The sequence below is a fragment of the Chloroflexota bacterium genome (assembly GCA_015478725.1).
GTDB lineage: Bacteria > Chloroflexota > Limnocylindria > Limnocylindrales > CSP1-4 > C-114.
In genome coordinates, this window is record JADMIG010000013.1 from 33,218 (window position 1) to 53,905 (window position 20,688).

The window sequence follows — 20,688 nt, forward strand, 5'->3', positions numbered from 1 at the left end:
GCCGATTAGCTGCGCGCCATCGGGCTCGGAGGTCACTCGGGCGGCTCGCGGACCGGTTCAGCCCTCGTATTCGAAGCCGATCTTCAGCTCGACCCGGTACTCGACGATCTCGCCGTCCTCGACGATCGCGGTGGACTTCACGACCTCCACCGTCCTGATGTTGCGGACGGTCCGCGAGGCGGTCGCGACGGCCTGGCGCGCTGCGTCGCTCCACGAACGTGGGCTGGTCCCGACCATCTCCCGGATGATGATGATGCCCACCGTGGAATCCTCCTTGGCCGCCCGATCAGGCCGGAGTGGGGCTCGCCGCCACCCCCGCGGCGGCCCGCACCTTGTCGAAGCACGAGCTGCAGTAGACCGGACGGTCGTTGCGCGGTGCGAAGGGCACTGTCGCCTGGCCGCCGCACTCGCCGCAGATCGCAGTGTGATACTCGCGGGGCCCGGTCGTCATCCGGGCCTGTTTGGCGGCGGCCCGGCAGCCCGCGCAGCGCTGTGGGTCGTTCTGGAGACTCTTGCTCGCGAAGAACGCCTGCTCCCCCGCTGAAAAGACGAACTCCTCGCCGCAGTCACGACAGGTCAATACGCGATCCTGATACACCCTCTCGCCGACCTCCAACGCGCTGGACGCGGACGTCGATCGTCGGGCCCCTTCTCGACGACCGATCGAACATGGAGCGGAGGATACGCGCACCGTCAAGCGCATGGGAGGCCGGATTCTCGGCGATCTCCGGAGCGGATCGTGCGGAAATCGCAGATCGCGGCAGCTGGCGGGCACGGTACCGGGTCGAGTCAACCCGCCTCGGCGTATCGCTCTCCGGCGTAGCTGACGAATCGTGTCTGTCGCTTCTTGAACCAGAGGTCGACTTCGCCCGTCGGCCCGTTGCGGTGCTTCGCGAGCTTGAGCTTCACGACCTCGCCATCCTGTGCGGCATCGTCCGAACCGCGCTCCTTGTCCCGCCAGAGGAACAGGACGAGGTCCGCGTCCTGTTCGATGGCGCCCGATTCGCGGAGGTCCGAGAGTCGCGGCTCCTTGCTCTCGCGCATCTCCGGCTGGCGCGACAGCTGGGAGAGGGCCATGACCGGGACCGAGAGTTCGCGCGCCAGGGCCTTGAGGCCGCGCGAGATCTCCGATACCTCCTGGACGCGGTTCGCGTCGCGGCTCGTCGTGGACGCCTGCATGAGCTGGAGGTAGTCGACGATCACGAGGTCGAGTCCGGACTCCGCCTGGAGGCGGCGGGCCTTGGTCCGGAGTTCCATCGTCGAGATGCTCGGCGTGTCGTCGATGTACATCGGCGCCTCCGAGAGTGCGTTCATCGCCGGCGCTATCCGGGCAAAGTCCAACTCTTCGAGGAATCCGCTCCGGAGGCGCTGCGAGTCGATGTTCGCGACGCTCGAGAGGAGGCGAAGGACGAGCTGCTCCTTGCTCATCTCGAGACTGAAGACGCCGACACTCTTCTTGTCGCGCACGGCGGCATGCTCGGCGACGTTGAGGGCGAAGCTCGTCTTGCCGACGGACGGTCGCGCCGCCACGATGACCAGGTCGCTCTTCTGGAGACCGGTCGTCAGCGCGTCGAGGTCGTTGAAGCCGGTCCTGATCCCGCTGATCTCGCCGCGATGGGCGTGGAGGTAATCGAGGCGGTCGTAGGCGTCGTGGAGGAGCCGATCGAGCCGGCTGAACCCGACCGTGATCCGGCGCTGGCTGACGGTGAAGAGCTCACTCTCCGCCCGATCGATCGCCTCCTGGATCTCCGCGGGATCCTCGTATCCGATGCCGGCGATGCGCCCCGCGGCGCCGATGAGGTTCCGGAGGATCGCCTTGCGCTCGACGATCCGGGCGTACGGCACGGCGTGGACGGCAGTGGGAGTCTGGTTCGCCAGGCTCGAGAGGTACGTCCGGCCGCCGATGGACTCGAGCGAGCCCTGTCGCTCGAGCGTCTCGGAGACCGTGACGATGTCGATCGGCTCGCGCCGTTCGTAGAGGTCGAGGGCCGCCGCAAAGATCGATCCGTTGGCCGGTCGATAGAAGTCCTCCGCGCGGAGGAAGTCCGCGACCTCGATGATCGCGTCTCGATCGATGAGAAGCGCACCGAGCGTCGATTGCTCGGCTTCGATGCTCTGCGGTGGGAGGCGGTCGATCACGTGGCGGCTCCATGCGGCGAGGCTCGACCATCCTGCCGACCGGCAGCCTGCGCGGCCAGTGGCTTATCGACGAAGGTTCTCCACGAAAGCGCGATCGCCGGGCACCCGCTGTGGACGAGGCGTGGACGGAGGCGGTCTGTCGGGACCGGACCACGACCACATCCCGCTCGTCAGTCCAGGCGGCGGATCACCCCGATGAGCTTGCCCTGGATCCGCACGTCGTCGTAGATCTGGTCCGGGTAGGCCGGATTCGCCGGCTTGAGGCGGACCTTGTCCTTCTCGCGGAAGAAGCGCTTCAGGGTGACGGCGTTCTCCTCCACCTGGGCGACGACGATGTCACCGTTGCGGGCGGTGGACTGCGGGCGGATGAGGACGAAGTCCCCGTCCGCGATGTGGGCCTCGATCATCGAGTCGCCGCGGACCTTGAGGACATAGGCGTCTCCGCTCGGCGCGAGGATCTCGGGCACGGCCATGGTCTCGGAAACATCCTGATACGCCTCGATCGGCCCGCCGGCGGCGACCTCGCCGATGATCGGGAGCACGCGCGACGCGGCGGCTTCCGCCTGGGGGACGAGCTCCGCGGCGAGCCCGAGGCGGATCGCGGCCGTGGGCGTGAGGCGGATCGCACGAGACTGCGCTGCGCCGCGCTCCAGGTAACCGTCACGCTCGAGGATCTGGAGGTGATGGTGGACGGCGGACGTGGACGCCAGGCCGACCGCGCGCGCGATCTCGCGGACGGACGGCGGGTAACCCCGCGCGCGCAGCGTCGCCGCGATGTAGTCGAGGATCTTGATCTTGCGCTCGGCGTCGTGCCTGGTCACGGGCGCCTCCTTTCCCTGGAAGCATACAGAACGGGTGTTCGATGTCAAGTGCGGGCTCCGCGTGGAGCGGTCCGGCACGCCTGGCGGGTCAGTCGCCGGCTCGCCGCGCGCGACGACTCCGCGGTAGACTGCGCTGTCCCGCGACGAGACAGGCTCGGTGGGTGTCCATGGCCACGCGGGCAAGAGGGCGACGACGACACGATGGCGCGCTCGCGCACGAACGATCACGCTGCAGCGACCAAGGTCAGCGCAGCGAAGACGTCCCGCAACGGACGACGCGACCCGGGCCGGACCGGGTCGATCCGACGTCTGCTCGGCTACGCGGCGTTCCTGCCGCTCGCGAGTCGGGCGCCCTCGTACGTCCGTCTCATCGTCGCGCTCATCCAGGATGTCCGGACGCCCCTCGCCCGCAAGGCGGTCCTCGCCGGAGCCGCCGGGTACCTGCTCCTCGGGCGCGACCTGATTCCCGACGACATCCCGGTCCTCGGCGGGATCGACGACCTGGTCGTCGTGATCCTTGCCGTCGATGTCTTCCTCGATGGCGTGCCGAGCGATCTGCTCCACGAGAAGCTCGACGAGCTCGGCATCGAGCGGGACGCCTTCGATCGCGATGTTGCCCAGATCCGCCGCCTCACGCCCAAGTCCGTGCGGCGGACGCTCCGTCGTGTCCCGCAGGCCGCCTCGGCTGCCGGCCGCGCCATCTCAGCCACCGACATCGGGCCGCGCCTGCGGTCCTGGATCTCCAGGGAGGGTTCCCCAGCGTGAAGATCATCCTCACGAGCGACGTCGCCAAGCTCGGCAAGAGCGGTGAGCTCAAGTCGGTCGCCGACGGCTTCGCCGTGAACTTCCTCATCCCGCAGAATCTCGCCGTGCCCGCCGCGGGTGGTGCCTACCGTGCCTGGCAGCACGACATCGCGAGCCGCGAGGACAAGCGTCGCCGCGAGCGGGAGGAGGCGGAGATCTACGCCACCCGCATCGCGAGCACGACCCTCACGATGGGCGTAAAGGTCGGTGAGGGCGGCAAGCTCTACGGTTCCATCACGACCAAGGACATCGCCGACGCGCTCGCCCGCCGCGGCATCGAGGTGGACCGCCACAAGGTGGACCTCGACGAGCCGCTCAAGTCACTCGGCACGTACAAGGTCGCGGTCAAGGTCTTCGCCGGCATGACGCCGGAGGTCACGATCGTGGTCGAACCGAAGGGCTGAGCACCGGCCTCACGGCGATCAGACGGTGTCCGCCGGCCCCGCGGTCGGAACGGCGCCGATCGTCGACCTGGGCGCCGGGTCGGAAGCGTGGCGTCACCGCCGCCGCGCAGAGGAGTGGGCGGACGCCATCCTGCCCACGATCGCGATCCACATCGGCACGATCGCGGCAGGGTTCCTGCTCGTCATGTTCTTCCGACCGGAGATCCTGACCCAGGATCCGTTCGGCATCTGGGCCCATTGGGACGCCCCGCATTTCTTCGAGATTGCGCGGTACTGGTACGGGCCACCCGCGGATCCTGCACGTATCGTGCTGTTCCCGCTGTTCCCGGCTCTCATCGCGTTGGGCAGTCTTCTCACCAGCCCGCTCGCGGCGGCGATGCTCGTCTCATTCGCGGGCACCGTGTTCGCCGCGGTGGGCGTGTACCACCTGGCCCGCGACGACCATGGCCGGCGGACGGCACGGGCCTCCGTCATCGCCCTCAACCTCTTTCCGACCGCATTCGCGTTCGTGGCGCCATATTCGGAGGCGCCGTTCCTTGCCTTCGTCGTCTGGTCGCTCGTTCGAGCCCGTGAGGACGACTGGCGCGGGGCCGGGGTGTTCGCCTTGCTGGCCTCGCTCACCCGCCTCCAGGGCGCCTTCCTGATCCCCGCCCTCGGCGTCGAGTACCTCGTCAGGCACCGTTCGTTGGGACGAGACCTTGGCTGGCTGGCTCTGCCGTTCCTTGGCCCGCTGCTGTACCTCGGGATCAATGTGACGACCTTCGGCGACCCGTTCAGGTTCGTCGAGATCCAGCGGACGGTCTTCCACGTCCAGAACGTCTGGCCGTGGGACGCCCTGCGGGCCCTCGTCGCGGGCGTCATGCGCCCAGGCTGGAACGAGTCGTGGCTCACCGTCTACGTCGCGCCGCTGGCGGCGGAAGTCCTTCTTGCGGTCGTGGTCATCTGGACACTGCGGTCCGTTCGACGCCGTCCGGCTGATGCAACGTATGCCCTCATCACGCTCGTCTCGCTCGCCACCCTGAGCTGGCCGATCAGCCTGCCGCGCTACGTGCTCGGCGTCCCCGCCCTGTTCATCTTCGTGGGGCGCGGGATCGCCCGACCGAACCTTGGGCCGCTCGTCATCGCCGTCCTGACGTTGCTGCTCACGGTCTGCCTCACCCTGTTCGTCATCGGCCACTGGGCGTTCTGAGGCGCGGCATGACCACCCGGACGATCCTCCACGTCGACCTCGACGCCTTCTTCGCGGCGGTCGAACAGCGCGACCGGCCGGGACTCCGTGGGCGGCCGGTCATCGTCGGCGGTGGCGGGCCGACCGATCGTGGCGTCGTTTCGGCGGCGAGTTACGAGGCTCGGGCGTTCGGTGTCCACTCGGCGATGCCGCTGCGGACGGCCGGCGCGCTCTGTCCCCAGGGCGTCTTCCTTCCGGTGGACGGCGTCAAGTACCAGGCGGTGAGTCGCGAGGTGATGGCGATCCTCCGGCGCTTCACCCCGCTGGTCGAACCGATCTCCATCGACGAGGCGTTCCTCGACGTCACGGCATCGCGGTCCCTGTTCGGCGACGGGCCGACGATCGGCGGGCTCATCCGGGTGGCGATCAGCGACGAGATCCACCTCACGGCGTCCGTGGGCGTCGCGACGACGAAGCTCGTCGCCAAGGTCGCCTCCGATCTCCGCAAGCCGGACGCGCTCGTCGTGGTGCCCCCCGGCGAGGAGGCCGTGTTCCTCGCACCGCTGCCGATCGCCCGGCTGTGGGGCGTCGGAGCCCGGACGGCGGAGGCGCTCCGGGAGCTCGGCGTGAGCACGATCGGCGACCTCGCGGCGCTCGATCCGGCGCTCGTGGAGCGACGGTTCGGAAGGAACGGCATCGCGCTCTCCGAGCGGGCCCGGGGCGTCGATCCGGATCCGGTCGGCCAGGGCGACGCGGCGAAGTCGATCGGCCACGAGCACACCTTCGATGTCGACACGAGCGACCGGGAGGTCATCGAGCGGACGCTCCTCGCCATGGCCGAGGGCGTCTCCGGTCGCCTGCGGTCCGCGGGAGTCCGGGCCGGCACGGTGACGGTGAAGATCCGCGACTCGTCGTTCCGCACCGTGACCCGCCAGCGAACGCTCGTCGAGCCGACGGATCTCACCGAGCCCATCTGGCGCGCCGCGCTCGAGCTCGCCCGGCCGGAGGTCCGCGGCATCCGCGTCCGGCTCATCGGCGTGACGGCCTCGAATCTCGGTGAGCGGGAGCAGATCGCGCTGTTCGAGGGGGCCGACGAGCGGCGACGAAGCGTTGTCGAGGCCTCCGACGCGATCCGTCGACGGTATGGCGAGCGGACCATCACCCGGGCCCGCTTGCTCGGCACGGGATTGCCGGCGCCCTTCGAACGCGATCCGTTGACGGCCCCCGAGCGACGGCAGGGTGGACGGGTCCCTGGGCCGGAAGCTCGCCATGGGCTTCCGCCCGACCCGGACGCCGAGCGGCGGCCATAGCGTCCGCGAGAGTGCCTCCGCCGGTTTCTCGCGGTGTGTCACACAGATGGCACGATGCGGCCGGATGGTCCACCTGACCGCTTGACAGAGAACAGGCGTTCGATCTACAGTCCGCAACAACCGAACATCCGTTCTGTCATGGACGAGCCCGTGCCCAGGTCGTCCAGCGGATCGCCGACGAACCGCTGAAAGGGAATCGAGAGATGGCGATGATCCGAGTCGAACCCGTTCCAGTCCGCGTCCGGACCGACTGGTTCGATGGACGTCCGCGGGAGATCACGTGGGGCTCGGAACGGCTTCCGGTGACCTCGCTCGCCGCCGTCCGTCACGAGACCTCCGCGTATTCCGCGGCGGTCGGGCCACGGACGATCTTCGAGGTCGAGACGCCGCGAGCCCGCCTCGCGCTGACGTACGTCCATCGGAGCCGCCGATGGACGATCGACGGGCTCGACGAGGCGCGTCCAGCCGCCTGACGCGAGGCTCCGCTCCACGACGACGCCCGACGTTCGACCGTCGGGCCATCCCGGCCGGCGGCTCCTCCCCATCCGGCCGGACAGGGCGAGCTCGGGGTGGGTGCGCCGGTACCGCGCTCATCCCGAGCGACCGCCCCGCGGCTACAATCGGCGATGTGCCACCCGAGGCTGCGGCCGTTCCATTCCGCAAGATGACCGTCGAGGATTTCATCGGTCAGCTCGCATCGGAGGAGCCGGTCCCGGGGGGAGGAAGTGCGTCGGCGGTCGCCGCGAGTCTCGGCGCCGCACTCGTCACGATGGTCGCGACCCTGTCCTCGGACCGGCCTCGGTACGCCGATCACGCCGCGACCCATGCTCGGTCCGTCGCGACCGGCCGCCGTCTTGCCAGCCGGTTCCTCGAGCTCGCGGACGACGATGCCGCGGCGTATGGGTCCTTTGCGATCGCGATGAAGATGCCGCGCGAGACGGAAGACGACCGGGCCCGGCGATCGGCGAGACTCCGAGCCGCGGCGCTCACGGCCACCCAGGTTCCATTCGCCTGTGTCGAGGCGTGCCGCGATCTCGTGGCCGCGACCGAGGAGCTCGCCGGCCGGAGCAACGTCAACGCGGCGAGTGACCTGGCGGTCGCGTCGCTGCTCGGCGAGGCCGCGGCGCGTGGCGCTGCGGCCAATGTCCGGATCAACCTCCCGGCTCTCGGCGACCCCGCGCGCGCGGCGGAGATCGAGAGTCGCGTCGACGCGCTCCTCGTCCAGGTCACCTCGCTCGCCGAGAGGACTCGCTCGGTCGTCGCCTCCGGCGAGGCGCGCGACCCGCTGCCGGCCGATCTCGAGCAGTGACGGTCGCAGCGCCAAGGCGACGGGGACCCACGCACGCCCGGATGCTCCTCGGCGCCCCGATCGCAGCGGAGATCACGACGGGCGTCAAGGCGGACGTCGCGACGTTCCGGAGGCGGCACGGGTATGCGCCGACGCTCGCGGTCGTCCTCGTCGGCCGGGACGCGCCGTCGGCCGTCTACCTTCGGCAGATCCTTCGCACGTGCCGGGGCGTCGGGATCGCCGGTCGGCTCGTCGAGGTGCCGGGCCGAGCGTCTGCAGCGCAGCTTCGGAACGCCATCGCTGACCTCAACGAGGATCCACTCGTCGCCGGGATCATCGTCCAGATGCCGCTGCCGAAGCGGATCCCCCTCGTCACGGTGACGGAGACGCTCGATCCGGCGAAGGACATCGACGGCATCCACCCCCTCAACGCGGGGCGGCTCACCCTCGGCAACGACGGCTTTCTGCCGACCACGGCGCAGGCCGCGGTCGAGATCCTCAAGCGTTCGGGTGTCCAGATCCGCGGCAGGCGGGTCGTGGTCGTCGGCCGATCGAATGTCGTCGGCAAGCCGGCGGCGCTCCTGTTTCTTCGAGAGGATGCGACCGTCACGGTCTGCCACCGCCGGACGGAGGACCTCGCGGCTCACGTCCGCGCGGCGGACATCGTCGTCGTGGCTGCCGGCGTCCCGGCGCTCATCACCGGTCAGATGCTCAAGCGAGGTGCGGTCGTGGTGGATGTGGGGATCAATCTCGTCGGCGAGCGCCTCGTCGGGGACGTCGACGAGGAGTCCGTGGCAGCGGTCGCCTCCGCCCTGACGCCGGTCCCCGGGGGCATCGGCCCGGTGACGAACGCCCTCCTCATGACCCACGTCCTTCGCGCCGCCGAGCAGCAGGCTCGAAGGCTCGCATGAGCTTCCCGTCCGACCTCGAGATCGCCCGAGCTGTCCGCCCGCGCCCGATCGCGGCGGTGGCGGCCGACCTCGGCATCCGCGACGATGAGCTCGAGCTCTATGGCCCGTCCAAGGCGAAGGTCACGCTTGGGGCGATCCAACGCCTCGAAGCCGAGCGCCCCCGCGGCCGCTACGTCGTGGTGACGGCGATCACGCCGACGCCTCTCGGTGAGGGCAAGTCGACGACGACGGTCGGTCTGGCGCAGGGGCTCAACGCGATCGGCCATCGGGCGTCGGTGAACATCCGGCAGCCGTCCCTCGGTCCGGTCTTCGGGATCAAGGGCGGCGCCGCTGGTGGCGGCTACAGCCAGGTGATCCCGATGGAGGATTTCAACCTGCATCTCACCGGCGACGTTCATGCGATCGGGGCGGCGCACAACCTCGCCGGGGCCTTCCTCGACAACAGCCTCCACCACCGGAACCCGCTCGGGATCGACCCGCACGGGATCCTCTGGCCGAGGGTCCTCGACATCAGCGATCGCGCGCTTCGCCACGTCGTCATCGGCCTCGGCGGTCGCGAGGATGGCGTCCCCCGCGAGACGGAGTTCGTCATCACCGTGGGTTCGGAGGTCATGGCGGTCCTCGCCCTGGCCAGCGATCTCCACGACCTCCGCGCCCGGCTCGGCCGGATCGTGCTGGCGACGACGGCGGACGGGAAGGCGGTGACCGCGGAGGACCTCGGCGTCGCCGGAGCGATGACGGTGCTCCTCCGCGACGCGATCAAGCCGAACCTTCTCCAGACGCTCGAGGGTGGGCCGGCGTTCGTCCATTGCGGGCCGTTCGCCAACATCGCCCACGGCAACAACTCGATCATCGCCGACCGCCTCGCTCTCGTGACGAACGACATCGTCTGCACCGAAGCGGGGTTCGGGGCGGACATGGGTGCCGAGAAGTTCTTCGACATCAAGTGCCGGGCGTCGGGGCTCGTGCCGAACGCGGCGGTCGTCGTCGCCACCGTGCGGGCGCTGAAGATGCACGGGGGGGTCGGGAAGATCGTCGCCGGCAAGCCGCTCGACCCGGCTCTCCTCGAGGAGAACGTGGCAGCCGTCAGGGCCGGTGCTGCGAACCTCGCCAAACAGATCGAGAACGTCCGGCTCTTCGGTATCCCCGCGGTGGTCGCGATCAATGCGTTCCCGACGGATACGCCGGCGGAGGTGGACGCGATCCGCGAGGTCGCGCTCGCGGCGGGTGCCCGCGACGCAGTCGTCGCGACGCACTTCGTGGACGGTGGGAAGGGCGCCACGGCACTCGCCGAGGCGGTCTGGGCGGCGACCTCGGAGCCCGCCGAGTTCCGGCTTCTCTACCCGGACGAGATGCCGCTTGCCGAGAAGATCGCGACGATCGCGACACGGATCTACGGAGCCGACGGGGTGGAGTTCCTTCCCGCGGCCCGCAGGTCGCTCATGCAATACGAGGATCTCGGCTATGGCCAGCTGCCGATCTGCATGGCGAAGACGCAGTACTCGTTGAGTCACGACGCCGCCCTCAAGGGGCGCCCGAGCGGCTTCACCGTCCCCATCCGCGAGATCCGGCTCTCCGCCGGGGCCGGCTTCGTCACCGCCATCTGCGGCGAGATGCGGACGATGCCTGGCCTGCCCTCGCGGCCGGGCGGAGAGAAGATCGACATCGACGCGGACGGCGAGGTTGTCGGCCTTTTCTGAGTGACGCCGCCCTTGTGCGCTCAGCCCGTCGTTGCGCTCAGCCCGTCGCGACGGCGAGGCAGATCCAGACGGCGAGGCCGAGCGCGACCCCGAGGAGCCCCGCGCCCCAGGCGGCCCAGTCGGGCGGCCCGAGCGCCACGTCGTGGCCGTGATCGTCGTGAGCGGCGGGTGGTCTGGGGTCGATCATCCAGTCGGCGGTGCCTCCGGCGGGCATCCTACACTGTGCCGCGATGCTGACTCTCGTCCTGACGCGGCACGGCCTGACTCCACGGTCCGTGCCCGAGCAGCATCTCGGCCAGCGCATCGACGTGGAGCTCTCGGACGCCGGTCGCGCCCAGGCCCAGGCGCTCGCCATCCGGCTCGCAGCGACTCGCTTCGAGCGGATCGTCTCGAGCCCCCTCCTCCGTGCTCGCCAGACGGCTGAGATCATCGTCGCCGGGCTCGCGGATCCGGCACCGGTGACGACCGATCCCCGTCTCCTCGAGATGGACTACGGCGAATGGGAGGGCCACACGTACGATGAGATCGAGGCGACGGACCGGCTGCGTCGGCATGCCTGGGAGGCCGATCCCGCATCGTTCCGCTGTCCCGGGGGCGAGTCCGGCGGCGATGTCGCGGCTCGGGCCCGGAGCTTCCTCGACGACCTCCTCGTCGCACACCCGGACAGCCATGAGCCGGACGATCCCGGCGCGCTCGCGGTCCTGGCGGTCGGCCACAGCAGCTTCAACCGGATCCTCGTCTGCGTCGCCCTCGATCTGCCGGTCCGCGAGTTCCGGCTCCGCTTCCTCCAGAGCCAGGTGAACCTCACGGTCCTCCGGTTCGAGCACGGCATCGGCCCGTCCGATGCCCGTCTCGTCCTCCTCAATGACGTTGCCCACGTCCGTCCGGCCACGGCGACGCCATGGGAGTGAACCGTCGACCGTGCCGGAACTGACACGCGACGGCCGGGCGCTGTTCGTCGCCCGGACGCTCCGGATGTTCGCCTACGGATCGGTGGCGGTCGTCCTTGTCCTCTATCTCGCCGCGGTCGGCCTGTCCGATCCGCAGATCGGGGTGGTGCTCAGCCTCACCCTCGCCGGCGACACGCTCGTCAGCCTGTGGCTCACGACGAATGCCGATCGGCTCGGTCGGCGGCGCGTGCTCATCGCCGGCGCGCTGCTCATGGCGGCCGCGGGAGCCGTCTTCGTCGTGACGCGCGATCCGCTGCTCCTTCTTCTCGCCGCGACGATCGGGGTGATCTCGCCATCCGGCAACGAGGTGGGGCCGTTCCTCGCCGTTGAGCAGGCGGCCCTGACGATCTCCATCCCCGGCGCGTCGCGGACCCATGTCTTCGCCTGGTACAACCTCGTCGGCTCCGTGGCCGCGGCGGTCGGCGCGCTATCCGGGGGGCTCATCGCCCAGGCGCTCCAGGCGGCCGGGACGACGCCCATCGACAGCTATCGGGCGGTCCTCGTCGTCTACGCGGTGGTCGGACTCCTCCTTGCCCTCGGCTTCGGTCGCCTCACACCGGCCGTGGAGTTCGATCGGAGCGGGGTGCCGGCGAGCGTCCGAGCGCGGTTCGGACTGCATCGGTCGCGGTCGATCGTCCTCCGACTGTCGGCCCTCTTCGGCCTGGACGCGTTCGCCGGCGGCCTCGTCACGCAGAGTCTCGTCGCGTACTGGTTCCACCTCCGATGGCAGGTCGATCCGGCCGTCCTCGGGGCGATCTTCTTCGGGACGAACATCCTCGCGGCCATCTCGGCGCTCTCGGCGTCGCGCCTTGCCGCCCGGTTCGGCCTCATCCGGACGATGGTGTTCACCCACCTGCCGAGCAACATCCTGCTCATCCTCATCCCGATCATGCCGAGTCTGCCCCTCGCGATCCTCCTCCTCCTCATCCGGGCGAGCATCAGCCAGATGGACGTGCCGACCCGGCAGAGCTACACGATGGCGATCGTCGAGCCGGACGAACGATCTGCCGCCGCCGGCGTGACGGGCATCGCGCGGACGACTGGAGCGGCCGTCTCGCCGCTCATCGCGGCTCCACTCGTGGGCGCCGCCGCGCTCGCGGCGATCCCGTTCTACCTGTCCGGTGCGCTGAAGATCGTCTACGACATCGCGCTGTACCGGCGCTTCCGCGGCATGCCTCCGCCGGAGGAGATCTTCGAGTAGCCGGGAGGCGGTGCGAGAACCGGGAGGCGGTCAGCTCGCGCGGCGCCAGCCAGGGCGGCCGAGCCGCCACCAGACGAAGACCGCGACGAGCGCCACGACCACCACGAGCATCAGGGTGTCGAACGGCTGCAGCGTGTGGCGGATGTCCTGCCAGTGGGCGCCGAGCTGGGTGCCGGCGAAGACGAGAGCGACCGACCAGAGGAATGCGCCGGCGGCCGAGAAGGCGATGAACGTGGCGAGCGGCATGCGAGCGACGCCGGCCGGGAAGCTGATGAAGGTCCGCACGACCGGGAGGAGTCGGCTGACGAATGCCGTCGCCGCGCCATGTCGGGCGAAGAATCGCTCGGTGGCGGCGAGCTCGTCCTCGCGGATGAGGAGGAAGCGGCCCCACCGGGCGAGGAGCGGTCGGCCCCCGTACGCGCCGATCGCGTACCCGATGAGCGACCCGATCGTGTTGCCGATGGTCGCCACGATGACGACGATCCAGAAGGACCACGGGCCGTGGGTCAGCGGTTCGATCTGCGTCGGGTCGGAGACGAGGAACCCGGCGTAGGGGAGGATGAGCTCGGACGGGAGCGGGATCATGGCCGACTCGATCGCCATGGCCACGGCGACGCCGACGTACCCGACGGCACCGTACAGGCTGTTGAGGAACGGGATGACGATCGTGTCGATGAAACCGAGCATCGGGGGAGCATAGCCGAGGGGACGCCCGGAACGCTCGCGACTCGACCGGCTGCGCCGAGCCGAGGCGGGCGGCTATGCTCCGGGGCGTGACTGAACAGAACGGCGAGACCCCGAGCGCCGTCATCCTCACCGGCGCCGACCTCACGATCGCCGACGTGGAGGCGGTCGCTCGACGGGGGAGGAGGGCGGTCCTCGACCCGGACGCCAGGGCCCGCATGGCGGAGGCGCGTGGGGTCATCGAGCGGCTGGTGGCGGAGGGCGCCGTGGTGTACGGCGTGACGACCGGCTTCGGTGACCTGGCGACCACGTTCATCCCCCGCGAGGACGTCGGACGACTCCAGCAGAACCTCCTCATGAGCCACGCGGCCGGCGTGGGTGCGCCGTTCCCGCGCGAGATCGTCCGGGCGATGCTCCTCCTCCGGGCGAACACGCTCGCCCTCGGCCACTCGGGGTGCCGGCCGGACCTCGTGGATCGGCTGCTGTCGTTCCTCGAGGCGGGGATCCACCCCGTCGTGCCCGAACAGGGGAGCCTGGGAGCGTCCGGCGACCTCGCACCGCTGGCCCACCTTGCCCTCCCGCTCATCGGCCGTGGCGAGGTGGAGTTCGGCGGCCGGCGCATGGCGGCGCTCCTCGCGCTCCGCGAGGCCGGGCTCGAGCCGCTCGTCCTCGAGGCGAAAGAGGGTCTCGCGCTCCTCAACGGGACCCAGATGATGAGCGCGCTCGGAGCGCTCCTCCTGGCCGACGCGGATCGGCTCACCCGGACCGCAAGCGTGGCGGCCGCGATGTCCGTCGAGGCACTTCTCGGGACCGATGTCGCATTCTCCGCCGCGTACCAGCTCGCTCGTCCGCACCCGGGCCAGATCGCCGTGGCCGCGGAGCTGCGGCACCTCCTCCGCGATTCGAGCCTCCAGACCGGCCACCACGGCGACGCCCACAAGGTCCAGGACCCGTACTCGCTTCGCTGCGTGCCGCAGGTCCACGGTGCGGTCCGCGACATGCTCGACCACCTCCGCCGGGTGCTCGACATCGAGCTCAACTCGGCGACGGACAATCCGCTCGTCTTTGCGGGCGGCGGCGCGGCGGACCCGACGGCGATCGCGACAGGCGGCGGCCTCGTCATCAGCGGCGGCAACTTTCACGGTGAGCCGGTCGCCCTCGCCCTCGACGCGGCGAAGCTCGCTGTTGCCGAGCTCGGATCGATCTCGGAGCGGCGGACGGCACTCCTCGTGGACGCGCGACTCAACGGGGGTCTGCCGCCGTTCCTCGCCGCGGATCCGGGCACGAACAGCGGCCTCATGATCCTGCAGTACACGGCCGCCGCTCTCGCCTCCGAGAACAAGGTCCTCGTGCATCCCGCCTCGGCCGACTCGATCCCGACGAGCGCGAACCAGGAGGACCACGTCTCGATGGGCTCGATCGCCGCACGGCACGCCCGGGCCGTCCTCGAGCACGTCGAGCGGATCGTCGCGATCGAGCTCATATGCGCCACCCAGGCGCTCGACTTCCGCCTCGATCAGCTCCCGGATGCTCGACCGGGAGCCGGGGTCGCCGAAGCCCACCGGATCATCCGGGCGGCGATCCCGCGGCTCGAGGTGGATCGAGAGCCGGGCCCGGACCTCGCCGCAGCCTTCGCACTCGTCCATGACGGCACGCTCTCCCACCTCGCGGGTCCAGCGGACCTCGCCGTACCCGCCGGCCTGACCGTTGCTGCTGGCCCCGGGCCCCGCCCGGACGTGCGGTCCCGGTCCTGAGGCAGACGGTCGCGATGGCGGTCCGGATCGTGGACGTCGAGGACGAGGTGTCGTTCTCCGTCCTGCCACCGTGCGCCGACCCGGCCTTCGACCATCGGACCTGCGACTACTGGGAGGACGCGGACCGAGGCTCCAAACGGGCGCGGGTCTCCCCGGCCGCCCAGGCGACATCGGCGGCAGCAGCCGCCCTGCGTCCCCGGCCGAACCCCTTCGGCGAGGGTCCCTCGCTCAACCCTTCGCTCAACCCGTTCGCGCCCGCGGTCCAGCGCGCCCCGACATCCAATCCGTTCGCCGCGCCCGGCGACGCCGATCCGCTCGTCGACAATCCGTTCGCCCCGCGGCGCGCGCCAGCCCGCGGACCCGCTCCGGTCGCCCCTCGAAAACTCGCCCTCCTCGGGCGCGGCGCCGCGGTCTTCGGGAGCTACGCCAAGGTCCTCCTCGTGGACGACGTCCCGCTCGCGTATGCGCAATTCGGGCCGTTGTCCGCGTATCCGCGAGCGGCTCGCGTTCGGGAGCTGTATCGGCAGCTGCCGGATGCGCCACCCCCGGCCGTCATCACCTGCGTCGCGAGCACGGCCGACGGTCGTCATGCCGGTCACGCCCGGCGACTGGTGGACGCGGTCTGCGCGGATCTCGCCGGGCGCGGGTTCGCCGCCGTGGAGGCGTATCCGGAGATCGGCGCGCGGCCCGAGGCGACGAGCGCGGCGACCACGGCGTTCTGGCTCGGCGTCGGGTTCACCCTCGCGGTCGACGACCCGCACTTCCCGGTGGTGCGCCGCGAACTCTGAGCGGACTCCGACGGATCGCGGGAGTGCTACCGTCACGCCACGAGCGGCGGAGGGCGCGCCTGACGGAGGACTCCGGTGGCATTGACCCAGGCCTCGGGAGGGACGCGGATGACAGCGACGGTCGGCGGCTCGGATCGGGGCACGGCGCTCCCGGGCGCCCGGCCCGTCCGCGCTCCGCGCGGCTCCGAGCTGACGTGCCGCGGCGCCCCAATGTTCGTCGAACCCGCGGAGGGGCGACCGTCACCGAATCCGACGAAGTGCTTGGGCGACCTACGGACGCGCGCGAGTGAGCTCGAATCGTTCGATGGCTCGCTCGGCGAGTTCCCGGCCGATCGCGAGCGACGCCGTGGCTGCGGGAGATGGGGCATTCCGAACGTGAAGGACGTGGCGGTTGCCGCCGAACCGGAAGTCATCGACGAGCGTCCCGTCCGGATCGAGCGCCTGGGCGCGGACGCCGGAAGGCCCAAAGACCAGCTGGTCCGCTCGGAGCTCCGGAACGTAACGGAGGAGTGCCCCGAGGAACGCGGCTTTCGACCAGTCGCGCCACAACTCGACGGCTCCCATCCGCCAGAAGCGGGCCGCCAGGCGCAGGAACCCGCGATCGGTGAGTGTATCGACCAGGTCGCGCAGGTTCACGTCGGTCCGCCGGTAGCCGGTGCGAGCGAATGCCAGCACTGCGTTCGGCCCGGCCCAGACCTCACCGTCGATGCGCCGGGTGAAATGGACTCCGAGGAACGGGAAGCGTGGGTCGGCGACGGGGTAGATGAGGCCGCGGACGAGTGACCTAGCGTCAGCGGTGAGCGTGTAATAGTCGCCGCGGAACGGGACGATGCGATCACGCCCGGAGTCGCCGGTGAGCTTCGCCACCCGGTCGGCCCACAGCCCCGCACAGGCGATGACGTTGTGAGCGATGAGCGGACCGCGGCTCGTCTGAAGAACCCGATCCCTTCCGTGATCTGCGACTCCCGTGACCCGGCGGGAGGTTTCGATCGTGCCGCCGGCCGATTGAATCTCGCGGGCGAGGGCCGCGACGACCAGCCGGAAATCGGTGATCCCGGTCGTGGGGCTCCAGAGGGCCCGGAGGCCGGCCGCGTGCGGCTCGATCTCTCGGATGCGCTCCGGGCCGATCTCCTCCAGCCGGGGCACGCCATTCGCGGTCGCCCGTCGCCGGAGTTCCTCCAGGCGAGGCAACTCGTCCAGCGTCAGCGCCACGACGAGCTTGCCGCACCGTTCGAATGGAATTGCGTGCCCCTCCAAGAACGCCTCGAGTTCTGCCTTGCCCTCGCGGCACAGGCGTGCCTTCTGCGAGCCAGGGGCGTAGTAGAGGCCGGCGTGGAGGACGCCACTGTTGTGGCCCGATTGGTGGGCCCCCAGCTTCCCCTCCTGCTCGAGCACCACCATGCGCAGGTCCGGCCGCCGGCGCTGCAGTTGGACGGCCGTCGCCAGCCCGACGATCCCGCCGCCTATGATCGCCAGGTCGAAGCGGTCGCCGGTCACGCCGATACCGCGCGGTCAGGCCCCGGCCGCTGCGGAGGCCGCGCGGACGAGCAGCCCCGGCGACAGGGATGCCGACCGCGGCACGCCTGCCAGCGCCAGGGCCAGGTCGTATTCCTTCACCAGCATGTCGAGGGCGAGCCCGACGCCTCGCTCGCCACCCCACGCGAGGGCCCACAGGATGGGACGACCAACCATCACCGCGCGAGCCCCCAGGGCGAGCGCCATCAGGATGTCGGTGCCGCGCCGGATGCCGCCGTCGAGGATGACGGGGACGCGCCCGACGACCGCGTCGAGGACGCCCGGCAGGGCGTCGAGCGCGGCGATCGAGCTGTCGAGCTGGCGGCCGCCATGGTTCGAGACGCCGACTGCGGCCGCACCGTGGTCGATCGCGGCGCGTGCGTCCACGGGATGCAGGATCCCCTTCACGATGACCGGCAGGCGCGTGTTGGCCGTCGTCCAGTCGAGATCCTCCAGGGTGTTCGCGGGCTTGATGTCGTCGTCGCCGTAGATATCGTCGCCCTTCGCATGGTCGCGCTTCGTTCCGCTACGGTGGATGTTGGCGTACCCCACGCCCGGGGGGAGATGGAACTGGGTCCGCAGGTCCCGCTCCCGCCGACCGAGGATGGGAGCGTCGACCGTCAGGATGATCGCCTCGTAACCGGCTGCGGCCGCCCGGTCGAGCAGCTCGCGGTTGCGTCCAGGATCGCGCAGGAGATACAGCTGGAACCACGTGGGCGCGCTGGCCGCGCCCACGTCTTCGATCGTGGCGCTGGCGACCGTGGACAGGCTCATCGTGATCCCGCGAGCCGCGCAGGCGCGGGCGACGGCCACCTCCCCGTCGGGATGGGCCATCCGCTGGAGCGCCATCGGCGCCACCATGATCGGGGCGGGCCAGCGTCGGCCGAGCATCTCCACCGACGGGTCGCGTGTCTCGATGTCCACCAAGACGCGCGGAACGATGCGCCAGCGGCGGAACGCGTCCAGGTTGTCCGCCAGAGTCACTTCGTCGGCCGCCGCGCCGCCGAAGTACGCGGCGACCCCGGGATCGAGCTCGGCGAGGGCCAACGCCTCGAACTCGGCGAGGTTGAGGGGCCCGGGCCCTCCCTCCACGGGCGCGATGCCGAGGTCCACCGGAGACCGGCCGACGGCCGGGCCGGGCCGGTCGGTCACCCCAGGCCCCGGATGCGCAGCGCTGCTGCGTGGGCGGGGAATCCCTCGTGGTCGGCGAGCGCGAGCGTCGCCGCCGCGAGCGACGCCAGTCCGGCGGCGGTGAGCCTGGCGATGGACGTGGTCGTCATGAAGGTCCGCGACGTGACGCCGCCGTTGATCCGGGCGAAGCCGCCGGTCGGCAGCGTCGCCGGCACACCGATCGTGAAGTTCGCGGCGCTCACCGGCGAATCCTGGCCGAGCAGCACCTCTCCCGCGTAGGTCAGTCGCGCGAGGGTCGCTTCCGGGTCTCTCGTCGCGATCTGAAGATGCTCCGGCGCGTAGATCCCGGCGAACTCGACCGCCTCGTCCATGGAGTCGAAGAGGAACGCACCACCCAGCACCGAGAGGGCCGATCGCGCGTACGACGCGCGGGGCTCAGGCAGGCGGGCGAGTTGGCCGGCGATCTCGTTGTCGACCGCCTCGACGACCGAGAGAGAGTCGGTGACAAGCAGCGCGGCCGAATCGGCGCCGTGTTCAGCCTCATTGAGCAGGTCGGCGGCGAGGCGGACGGGGTCGATCGACTCGTCGGCGATGATGAGGGACTCCGACGGCCCGCAGAGCATGTTCGTGGCGACCCCGTGGATCTGAGCCAGGACCTGGGCGGCCGTGACAGCCGGGCTGCCCGGCCCGACGATCTTCGTGACGCGTGGGATCGTGGCCGTGCCGAGCGCGACCGCGGCAACGCCGGCCGGCCCGTTCGCCCGCAGGACCCGCCGAATCCCGAGCTCCTTCGCGGTCGCGAGGACGCCAAGGTCGACCCTGTCCGTACCGGGCATCGGCGGCACGACGACCGTGATCTCTGGCACCCCAGCCACGACCGCCGGAGTGCCGATCATCACCAGGACTGACGGGTACGAACCCTTGCCGCAGGGCACGAAGAGCCCGGCGCTGGGGATGGGCAGCATCCGCTCGCCCACCTCGACGCCGGGGCGGATCTCGCGGCGCCAGTCGGGGCTGGCCGCCAGCTGCGCCTCGTTGAACGAACGAACCGACGCAATCGCGAAGCGGATCGCATCGAGGAGTGGCGGCGAGAGCGCCGCGTGCGCCGCGTCGATATCGGCTTGGTCGACCAGCAGCGCATTCGGGTCGACCCGCACGCCGTCGAAGCGCTCGGTCGCGTCGGCCACGGCGGCGTCGCCGCGAGCTGCCACGTCGGCGTAGATCCGGCCGATGGATTCAAGCAGCTTGGGATCCAGGATCTGGCTCGTCGCGCGCTCGAGGATCCGGTTCCGCTCCGCGGCGTCGAGTTCCGCCCAACGGCGCAGGGTGAGCACCCTCATGCAGTCCTCCCGCCATCGACGACGATGGCTGATCCGGTGACGTAGGACGCTTCATCGGAGACGAGAAATGCGATGACTGCCGCGATCTCGTCGGGGTCCGCGACTCGCCCCAACGGTATCCCCCTGGTGATCGTGGCCATCGTGGCCGGGTCAGCCAGGTACCCCGCGGTCATCGGGGTACGAACATACCCCGGGCACACCGCGTTGACGCGGATCCGGCGGTCGGCGAGGTCGCGGGCCATCGAACGGGCGAGCAGCACGGCGCCACCCTTCGAGGCGTTGTAGTCGGCGAAGCCGACCTCGGCTACGAGGCCGTTCACGGACGCGACCAGAACTATCGCTCCGCCACCGCCATCGGCCGCCATCCGCCGACCCCCGGCCTGCGCGGCGACGAACAGGCCACGCACGTTGATGTCGAGCACGTGCATGAAGGCAGACGGGTCGAGGTCCAGGACGTCGCGGCCCTCGCCGTCGATGCCGGCCGCCGCAACGAGCACGTCGAGTCGCGATCCGAACCGGGCGGCCTCGGCGACAGCGGCTGCCATCGCCTCAGCGTCGGTGACGTCCGCAGCCCTGCCCGTGACTGTGACGCCGGGAACGGCTGCGCGAATCTCGTCGAGAGCGCCGTCGAGGCGGTGCCGGTCGCGGCCGACCACGAAGACGCTCGCACCTTCCCTGGCCAATCGCGTGGCGGCAGCCAAGCCGATTCCGCTGGTGCCGCCGGTGACCAAGGCCGTCCGGCCGGTCATCCGCCGCATGATCAAGGAGCCCTGATTCGGG

At 70.4% G+C, this 20,688-nt stretch carries 22 protein-coding genes; 12 read left to right on the top strand and 10 right to left on the bottom strand.

All coding sequences use genetic code 11. From position 1 onward, the window contains the following. Positions 1–57: 57 nt before the first annotated feature. The 4 genes from IVW53_09610 to lexA form a co-directional block, all read right to left on the bottom strand. Positions 58–237, bottom strand: a complete 180-nt coding sequence (locus IVW53_09610; protein ID MBF6605822.1) for a dodecin domain-containing protein — start codon at positions 235–237, stop codon at positions 58–60. 49 nt (positions 238–286) lie between these two features. Beyond that, positions 287–598: a zinc-ribbon domain containing protein gene (locus IVW53_09615; GenBank protein ID MBF6605823.1), complete on the bottom strand. Its 312-nt coding sequence runs from the start codon at positions 596–598 to the stop codon at positions 287–289. 191 nt (positions 599–789) lie between these two features. Beyond that, complete coding sequence (gene dnaB, locus IVW53_09620) at positions 790–2,136, bottom strand: replicative DNA helicase (protein MBF6605824.1); 1,347 nt, start codon at positions 2,134–2,136, stop codon at positions 790–792. A 173-nt stretch (positions 2,137–2,309) separates the two neighbouring features. Beyond that, positions 2,310–2,960, bottom strand: coding sequence for a transcriptional repressor LexA (gene lexA / locus IVW53_09625; protein ID MBF6605825.1), 651 nt, complete (start codon positions 2,958–2,960; stop codon positions 2,310–2,312). Between the two features lie 201 nt (positions 2,961–3,161). On the opposite strand from lexA, the gene IVW53_09630 reads away from it, so the two are divergent. From IVW53_09630 to IVW53_09665, 8 genes are all read left to right on the top strand, one after another. After that, entirely contained in the window at positions 3,162–3,725 is a 564-nt protein-coding gene (locus tag IVW53_09630; protein ID MBF6605826.1) for a DUF1232 domain-containing protein, read from the top strand. Further along, entirely contained in the window at positions 3,722–4,168 is a 447-nt protein-coding gene (locus IVW53_09635) for a 50S ribosomal protein L9 (protein ID MBF6605827.1), read from the top strand. The genes IVW53_09630 and IVW53_09635 overlap by 4 nt, the downstream gene beginning before the upstream one ends. A 25-nt stretch (positions 4,169–4,193) precedes the next feature. Continuing rightward, the gene (locus IVW53_09640) at positions 4,194–5,357 is read left to right on the top strand and encodes a hypothetical protein (GenBank protein ID MBF6605828.1); all 1,164 of its coding nucleotides are present in this window, start codon (positions 4,194–4,196) and stop codon (positions 5,355–5,357) included. A gap of 8 nt (positions 5,358–5,365) precedes the next feature. After that, positions 5,366–6,646 (top strand): DNA polymerase IV, encoded by a 1,281-nt coding sequence (dinB, locus tag IVW53_09645; GenBank protein MBF6605829.1) that lies wholly within the window; start codon positions 5,366–5,368, stop codon positions 6,644–6,646. 209 nt (positions 6,647–6,855) lie between these two features. Beyond that, positions 6,856–7,119, top strand: a complete 264-nt coding sequence (locus IVW53_09650; GenBank protein MBF6605830.1) for a hypothetical protein — start codon at positions 6,856–6,858, stop codon at positions 7,117–7,119. A gap of 155 nt (positions 7,120–7,274) precedes the next feature. Further along, positions 7,275–7,955 (top strand): cyclodeaminase/cyclohydrolase family protein, encoded by a 681-nt coding sequence (locus IVW53_09655; protein ID MBF6605831.1) that lies wholly within the window; start codon positions 7,275–7,277, stop codon positions 7,953–7,955. 41 nt (positions 7,956–7,996) lie between these two features. Beyond that, entirely contained in the window at positions 7,997–8,845 is an 849-nt protein-coding gene (locus IVW53_09660; GenBank protein ID MBF6605832.1) for a bifunctional 5,10-methylenetetrahydrofolate dehydrogenase/5,10-methenyltetrahydrofolate cyclohydrolase, read from the top strand. Beyond that, positions 8,842–10,545, top strand: coding sequence for a formate--tetrahydrofolate ligase (locus tag IVW53_09665; protein ID MBF6605833.1), 1,704 nt, complete (start codon positions 8,842–8,844; stop codon positions 10,543–10,545). Before IVW53_09660 ends, IVW53_09665 begins: the two co-directional genes overlap by 4 nt. Before the next feature lie 37 nt (positions 10,546–10,582). Here IVW53_09665 and IVW53_09670 read toward each other — a convergent pair whose 3' ends face one another. Next, positions 10,583–10,732 (bottom strand): hypothetical protein, encoded by a 150-nt coding sequence (locus IVW53_09670; GenBank protein ID MBF6605834.1) that lies wholly within the window; start codon positions 10,730–10,732, stop codon positions 10,583–10,585. A 43-nt stretch (positions 10,733–10,775) separates the two neighbouring features. On the opposite strand from IVW53_09670, the gene IVW53_09675 reads away from it, so the two are divergent. Both IVW53_09675 and IVW53_09680 read left to right on the top strand, forming a co-directional pair. Next, complete coding sequence (locus tag IVW53_09675) at positions 10,776–11,456, top strand: histidine phosphatase family protein (GenBank protein ID MBF6605835.1); 681 nt, start codon at positions 10,776–10,778, stop codon at positions 11,454–11,456. After that, entirely contained in the window at positions 11,410–12,696 is a 1,287-nt protein-coding gene (locus IVW53_09680; protein MBF6605836.1) for an MFS transporter, read from the top strand. Before IVW53_09675 ends, IVW53_09680 begins: the two co-directional genes overlap by 47 nt. 30 nt (positions 12,697–12,726) lie before the next feature. On the opposite strand, the gene IVW53_09685 is transcribed toward IVW53_09680, so the two are convergent. Next, positions 12,727–13,383 carry a DedA family protein gene (locus IVW53_09685; GenBank protein MBF6605837.1) on the bottom strand — a complete coding sequence of 219 codons (657 nt, stop codon included), beginning with the start codon at positions 13,381–13,383 and terminating at the stop codon, positions 12,727–12,729. Positions 13,384–13,457: 74 nt separating this feature from the next. Between IVW53_09685 and hutH the strand changes: the two genes are divergently transcribed. Next, a complete protein-coding gene (gene hutH, locus IVW53_09690) occupies positions 13,458–15,134 on the top strand; it encodes a histidine ammonia-lyase (protein MBF6605838.1) in 1,677 nt (558 codons plus the stop codon). A gap of 14 nt (positions 15,135–15,148) precedes the next feature. Beyond that, positions 15,149–15,922, top strand: a complete 774-nt coding sequence (locus IVW53_09695) for a hypothetical protein (GenBank protein ID MBF6605839.1) — start codon at positions 15,149–15,151, stop codon at positions 15,920–15,922. 270 nt (positions 15,923–16,192) lie between these two features. Here the strand turns inward: IVW53_09695 and lhgO are convergent, their stop codons facing one another. The 4 genes from lhgO to IVW53_09715 are packed head-to-tail and all read right to left on the bottom strand — an operon-like array spanning position 16,193 to position 20,657. Then, positions 16,193–17,419 (bottom strand): L-2-hydroxyglutarate oxidase, encoded by a 1,227-nt coding sequence (lhgO, locus tag IVW53_09700; protein MBF6605840.1) that lies wholly within the window; start codon positions 17,417–17,419, stop codon positions 16,193–16,195. Positions 17,420–17,434: 15 nt separating this feature from the next. Next, positions 17,435–18,529, bottom strand: a complete 1,095-nt coding sequence (locus IVW53_09705; protein ID MBF6605841.1) for an alpha-hydroxy-acid oxidizing protein — start codon at positions 18,527–18,529, stop codon at positions 17,435–17,437. 56 nt (positions 18,530–18,585) lie between these two features. Next, positions 18,586–19,908, bottom strand: coding sequence for a histidinol dehydrogenase (gene hisD / locus IVW53_09710; protein MBF6605842.1), 1,323 nt, complete (start codon positions 19,906–19,908; stop codon positions 18,586–18,588). Then, a complete protein-coding gene (locus tag IVW53_09715) occupies positions 19,905–20,657 on the bottom strand; it encodes a glucose 1-dehydrogenase (protein MBF6605843.1) in 753 nt (250 codons plus the stop codon). The genes hisD and IVW53_09715 overlap by 4 nt, the downstream gene beginning before the upstream one ends. Positions 20,658–20,688 lie beyond the last annotated feature (31 nt).

Excerpts from the sequence above, each read along its gene's own strand:
- IVW53_09610 (MBF6605822.1), bottom strand. The coding sequence starts at position 237 with ATGGTCGGGACCAGCCCACGTTCGTGGAGCGACGCAGCGCGCCAGGCC.
- IVW53_09630 (MBF6605826.1), top strand. The coding sequence starts at position 3,162 with ATGGCGCGCTCGCGCACGAACGATCACGCTGCAGCGACCAAGGTCAGC.
- dinB (MBF6605829.1), top strand. The coding sequence starts at position 5,366 with ATGACCACCCGGACGATCCTCCACGTCGACCTCGACGCCTTCTTCGCG.
- IVW53_09650 (MBF6605830.1), top strand. The coding sequence starts at position 6,856 with ATGATCCGAGTCGAACCCGTTCCAGTCCGCGTCCGGACCGACTGGTTC.
- IVW53_09660 (MBF6605832.1), top strand. The coding sequence starts at position 7,997 with ATGCTCCTCGGCGCCCCGATCGCAGCGGAGATCACGACGGGCGTCAAG.
- IVW53_09665 (MBF6605833.1), top strand. The coding sequence starts at position 8,842 with ATGAGCTTCCCGTCCGACCTCGAGATCGCCCGAGCTGTCCGCCCGCGC.
- IVW53_09670 (MBF6605834.1), bottom strand. The coding sequence starts at position 10,732 with ATGATCGACCCCAGACCACCCGCCGCTCACGACGATCACGGCCACGAC.
- IVW53_09675 (MBF6605835.1), top strand. The coding sequence starts at position 10,776 with ATGCTGACTCTCGTCCTGACGCGGCACGGCCTGACTCCACGGTCCGTG.
- IVW53_09680 (MBF6605836.1), top strand. The coding sequence starts at position 11,410 with ATGACGTTGCCCACGTCCGTCCGGCCACGGCGACGCCATGGGAGTGAA.
- IVW53_09685 (MBF6605837.1), bottom strand. The coding sequence starts at position 13,383 with ATGCTCGGTTTCATCGACACGATCGTCATCCCGTTCCTCAACAGCCTG.
- hutH (MBF6605838.1), top strand. The coding sequence starts at position 13,458 with ATGCTCCGGGGCGTGACTGAACAGAACGGCGAGACCCCGAGCGCCGTC.
- IVW53_09695 (MBF6605839.1), top strand. The coding sequence starts at position 15,149 with ATGGCGGTCCGGATCGTGGACGTCGAGGACGAGGTGTCGTTCTCCGTC.
- hisD (MBF6605842.1), bottom strand. The coding sequence starts at position 19,908 with ATGAGGGTGCTCACCCTGCGCCGTTGGGCGGAACTCGACGCCGCGGAG.
- IVW53_09715 (MBF6605843.1), bottom strand. The coding sequence starts at position 20,657 with ATGACCGGCCGGACGGCCTTGGTCACCGGCGGCACCAGCGGAATCGGC.